The 5,148-nt window shown below is 43.5% G+C and carries 3 protein-coding genes; 2 read left to right on the forward strand and 1 reads right to left on the reverse strand.

Features of this window, described 5'->3' with window-relative positions; translation table 11 throughout:
* Window positions 1-298: Uma2 family endonuclease (locus O9295_RS10905; RefSeq protein ID WP_288032941.1), on the forward strand; the 298-nt coding region annotated here is incomplete at its 5' end.
* 152 nt (window positions 299-450) lie between these two features.
* Window positions 451-1,875: an FAD-binding domain-containing protein gene (locus tag O9295_RS10910; RefSeq protein WP_288032942.1), complete on the forward strand. Its 1,425-nt coding sequence runs from the start codon at window positions 451-453 to the stop codon at window positions 1,873-1,875.
* 6 nt (window positions 1,876-1,881) lie between these two features.
* On the opposite strand, the gene O9295_RS10915 is transcribed toward O9295_RS10910, so the two are convergent.
* A complete protein-coding gene (locus O9295_RS10915) occupies window positions 1,882-4,527 on the reverse strand; it encodes an efflux RND transporter permease subunit (protein ID WP_288032943.1) in 2,646 nt (881 codons plus the stop codon).
* Window positions 4,528-5,148 lie beyond the last annotated feature (621 nt).

Genomic DNA, 5,148 nt, shown 5'->3' on the forward strand with positions numbered 1-5,148 from the left:
TTCCTACGATGTTCATCAAAAATTAAATGTTTACCGTCGCAATCAAGTCCAAGAATATCTAGTCTGGCGGTTTTATGAACAAGAAATTGATTGGTTTCGGCTACAGGCAGGAGAATATATTAAACTAGAACCCGATAGTGATGGCATAATGCGCTCCCAAATCTTCCCCGGTTTATGGCTAGATAAAAATGCTTTATTAATGGGCGACTTAGGAAAAGTTTTATTGATTTTACAGCGAGGGTTAGAAACAGCAGAACATCGAGATTTTGTCAATCAATTAACTGCCAATCACAGCTAGATTTTAAAATTAGACAATTATTCTTGATCTACTGTCGTATAATTACAGAAAGAGTATTTTTGACCTGAATTTGTTCTTAACTGTACCCCACATTTCGACAAGCTCAATGTAAAATAATCTCGCCCCTGATAATCTTCTCATCACCTTACTTTATGTCAAATCTAATCCTTTTCTGGCATCGTCGCGATTTACGTCTCTCGGATAATATTGGACTGAGTAAAGCTAGGGATCGTAGTCCGAAAATTATCGGGGTTTTCTGCCTCGATCCCGCTATTTTAGAGAGGGATGATATCGCCCCTGCTAGAGTTGCCTATCTCCTCGGTTGTCTAGAGGAATTAGAAAAAAATTATCGCCAAAAAGGTAGTCAATTACTGATTATTCGCGGCAACCCCAGTCAAACACTCGTCAATTTAGCCGGCAATTTATCGGCAAAAGCAGTTTTTTTTAACCTCGATATCGAACCCTACGCGCGTCAACGGGATCAACAGGTAATCGCCGCTTTACAAACAAAAGGAATTGAAGTAGAAACCTTCTGGGATCAACTTCTCCACGCTCCAGGGCAAGTCCTCACCCTCTCAAAAAGTCCCTACACCGTATATACTCCTTTTTGGAAAAATTGGAGCCAATTAGCCAAAGCCAGCCCCAAAACCCTAGAAAACCTGCAAGGATTAGAGGAAAATGAGGGGGAGAAACTCGCAGAAACTATTAACTTACCAACCCTAGAAAATTTAGGTTTTACTTGGCAAAACCCCTTACCCCTCGCTCCCGGAGAAAAGGCCGCCCATAGCAGATTAGAAGAATTTTGTCAAGGGGTTATTAACAATTATCAAGAAGATCGTAACTTCCCCGCTTTCGATGGCACCTCGCGCTTGAGTGCCGCTTTAAAATTTGGGGCGATTGGCATCCGCACAATTTGGACGGCAACCCTAGAATTATTAGAAAATTGCCGCGCCGAGGAAGCAAAAAATAGTATTATCACTTGGCAGCAAGAGTTAGCTTGGCGGGAATTTTACCAGCATTGTCTCTATTTTTTCCCAGAATTGGCGGTCGGTGCTTATAGAAAAGAATTTCGTCATTTTCCTTGGCAGGATAACGAAGAACATTTTCAAGCTTGGTGCCAGGGAAAAACCGGCTATCCGATCGTTGACGCGGCGATGCGACAATTAAATGAAACGGGATGGATGCACAATCGTTGTCGCATGATCGTGGCGAGTTTTTTAACCAAAGATTTAATTATTAACTGGCAAAAAGGCGAAAAATACTTCATGCAGAAACTTTTTGATGGCGATTTAGCCGCTAATAATGGTGGTTGGCAGTGGAGTGCCTCTAGTGGCATGGATCCGAAACCTTTAAGAATTTTTAATCCCGCTAGTCAGACACAAAAATTCGATCCGGAAGGGGAATATATTCGTCAATGGTTGCCGGAATTAGCTTCCGTAGATACGGAATATCTAGTAACCGGGAAAATCCCCCGTTTAGAAAGACATCGTTGTGGTTATCCTGAGCCAATTGTCGATCATAATCAACAACAAAAAGAATTTAAACGACTCTATAGTAATCAGAAGCCAAAACGGTAAAAATAGCTACTTTTGACCGGCTTTAATCTGGTTCCAAACATCCTCTAAACTTAGATATAACACAGGCACAACAATTAAGCTCAACAGGGAAGAAGTGACTAAACCTCCCACAATTACCATCGCCATGGGTTGCCGCAATTCCGCACCAGTACCCAATCCCAAAGCGATCGGAATCATGCCTAAAATTGTCGAACAAGTGGTCATTAAAATCGGTCTTAACCTAATCATTCCCGTTTCTAAAACCGCTTCCTCCCGACTCCAACCCTGTTGACGCAATTGGTTAGTATAATCCAGCAATAACACAGCATTTTTATCGAGTAGTCCCAAGAGGAAGATAAACCCGATCAGAGAAATCATACTAAACTCACTACCCGTTACCAATAACCCCAACATTGCCCCCACAATCGCTAAAGGTAAACATAAAGCGATGACGATAGTTTCTAGCAGTCTTCTGAATAATAACCATAAAACTCCTAACATTAAAATTGTCGCTAGGATTAAAGTGCGACCAAAACTGCCCAAAACATCGCTACTTTGAGAAGAAGTACCCCAACGCTGTAAAGTTATCCCTTCCGGTAAAGGAATCCCTTCAATTTTAATCGCCGCATCTTCTAATCCTAAATCGGGACTAAGATTAGCACTGAGAAAAATCGCCTGTTGACCATTTAAACGCTCGATCGCCAAAAAATCCCCCCGCTCATTTAATCTAGATGATAGGGAAATATCCTTTAAACCGGCGATTTTAGCAGCCTCAACCCGCAATTTCTCGGCACTATCGCGCAATAGCTTGAAATCATCGCTTTTAATCGCAATTTGGATCGGCTTTTCCGCTTCCGTCTGCACAAAAGGAATGTCCTCGACACTGACATTCACCCCTCTAATTGTCGGTAAAATTTGCCGAATCCGTTGCTGCACCGCACTGGTGTGAGATTTACGATCGCTCTTCAGTTTAACGTGAATTTTGCCACGATTCGGCTCACCCCGTAAACCGGCGATCATAAAAGTCGATTCCACTTCCCCATCCTGCAAAATCGGCGCTTCTAATTTGCTGCCATCGCGGATAGTGCGACGCAAAAGAAAACTTTCGGGAGAACTCGCTAACTGAGAAATCCAAGCGAAACTATCGCTAGAACTCTTAGCCGTCGGTTTATTAGGACTAATTTGCGTTATTTTCGGCAAAGGAGAAGTATAAACCAGATTAAACTCGCCGCGATCGAGTCGGGGAATAAATCCCCTAGAAATAAAAGGAATCAAGGCAATACCCGCAAAAAAGGTAATTAGGGCAATAGCAATGACCAGCAAACGATGACGCAATGACCAGTTTAAGAGCCGTCGATAGGCGTTTTCAATCGGTCGCTTTTGTTTCGTCATTTTTGCCCGTGACTGCGGTTTCAGCCAATATACTGCCAAAACTGGCGATAAAGTTCTGGCGATCAACAGAGAAAAAATCACCGCAGCCGAGACAGTTAAACCGAAGGGTTGGAAAAACTGCCCCACCGCACCCCCCATAAAAGCCACGGGTATAAACACGGCAACAATGGTTAAGGTGGAAGCAGTGACAGCTAATCCGATCTCCCTTGTCCCCTTGAGTGCCGCATTTTTCGGGGTTTCCCCCGCATCGATTAAACGGGAAATATTCTCCACATCAACGATCGCATCATCCACGACAATGCCAATCACCAAAGCGAGAGCCAGCAGCGTCAGGGTTTCCAGATTAAACCCATAGATGGCCATGATAATGAAAGTCCCCAAAAGAGATAGGGGGATAACCAGAGCAGAAATGATTGTAGCGGCGAAACTGCCTAAAAATATCAATATCACCAGCACCGACAGCAAAACTGCCAAGAGTAAATCATCGATCGTACCTTGTAGGGCAGCGCGAATATATTCCGCTTGGGTTTCAGCTAAAATTATCTTGACATCGGGCAGTTTTTGTGCTATGTCTTTAACCAGTTTTTCTGCGACCGCGGCCAGATCGAGACTATTGGCAGCACCTTGTTTGATTACCTGCACTGCGATTGCCTCTTGGCCATTAAAGCGCACTAGCGTGGGTAATGGTCGGGTTAAGCTTTTATGGGGATTATCTTCCCTAACTGTACCCTGACCGAGTAAATTAACTTTAGCCGTACCAGGAAGAGCTTTTAAGGGCGGAATTAAATTATCTTGGGCGATTTGGCTTAATTCTTCTAGGGTTTTCTGCTCACTCACCAGCGTATATGTGACTGTTGCCGACTCATTTAAATCAACGGGGATAACTTCTGTAGTAGCTTGAGAGGGTAAAGGGACTTGCGAGATAGCCTGTTTAACTGCTGCGGTGGCTTTGTCTAAATTTGTGCCAATTTTAAAGAAAACGCTGATTACTGACTGTCCGGGGGCAGTAGTCGAGGACACATCCCGACAACCGGGGAGAGAGAAAAGGGGATTTTCTAGGGGTTTAGTTAATTGCTGTTCCGTGGTGATAGCAGTAGCTAAATCCGCTTGAGCGTTAATTATTACGACTGGAAAGCTGATATCGGGGAAAAGAGCGTATTTTAGGGAACTAAAAGCCAAAATTCCCGCCATGGCCACCGCTAACCAGAAAGCAATGGTTAACCTCGGGGCATTAATCGCTATTCGAGAGATATTCAGACGTTCTCGCCACGATTCTTTCATCTTTTGATCATCTCTCATAAGTGGGGAGTGGGGTGTGGGGAGTGGGGTGTGGGGAGTGGGGTGTGGGGTGTGGGGTGTGGGGAAGTGGGGAAGTGGGGAAGTGGGGAAGTGGGGTAGATAGGGAAGTGGGGAAGTGGGGAGTGGGGTGTGGGGTGTGGGGTGTGGGGTGTGGGGTGTGGGGTGTAGGGTGTGGGGTGTGGGGTGTGGGGAGAATAAATAAATAATCTCCTGACTCCTGACTCGGAGACTCCTAACCCAATGGTAGATGTTGGATTTTTGCAGGAGTTCTATTTTCCGACAAAGATAAGCAAAAATTATTTATTGACTGCAAAAACTTGAGAATATTTAAATTAACATTCCGCAATATTTATAAATTCTTAAGAATTAATTGAGAAAGATTTTTATTTAACAACGATGTTATCATGGTTACAGCGATTTTACTGAATTTCATAATGGGTTATTCTGTGCTTTTTTGGGCATCAATGGTTGAAACCCTTGCCACACCTAGAAGGTGATCCTAATTAAGACGGGTAAATCAGTCAATTTCACCCACAACGATGATCTTTTTTTTGTGTAGTTTTATTGCAAAAAAAAAGTTTTTTTGACAAAAAGCACAAAGTA

Source organism: Microcystis sp. LE18-22.4A (assembly GCF_027531105.1).
GTDB lineage: Bacteria > Cyanobacteriota > Cyanobacteriia > Cyanobacteriales > Microcystaceae > Microcystis > Microcystis aeruginosa.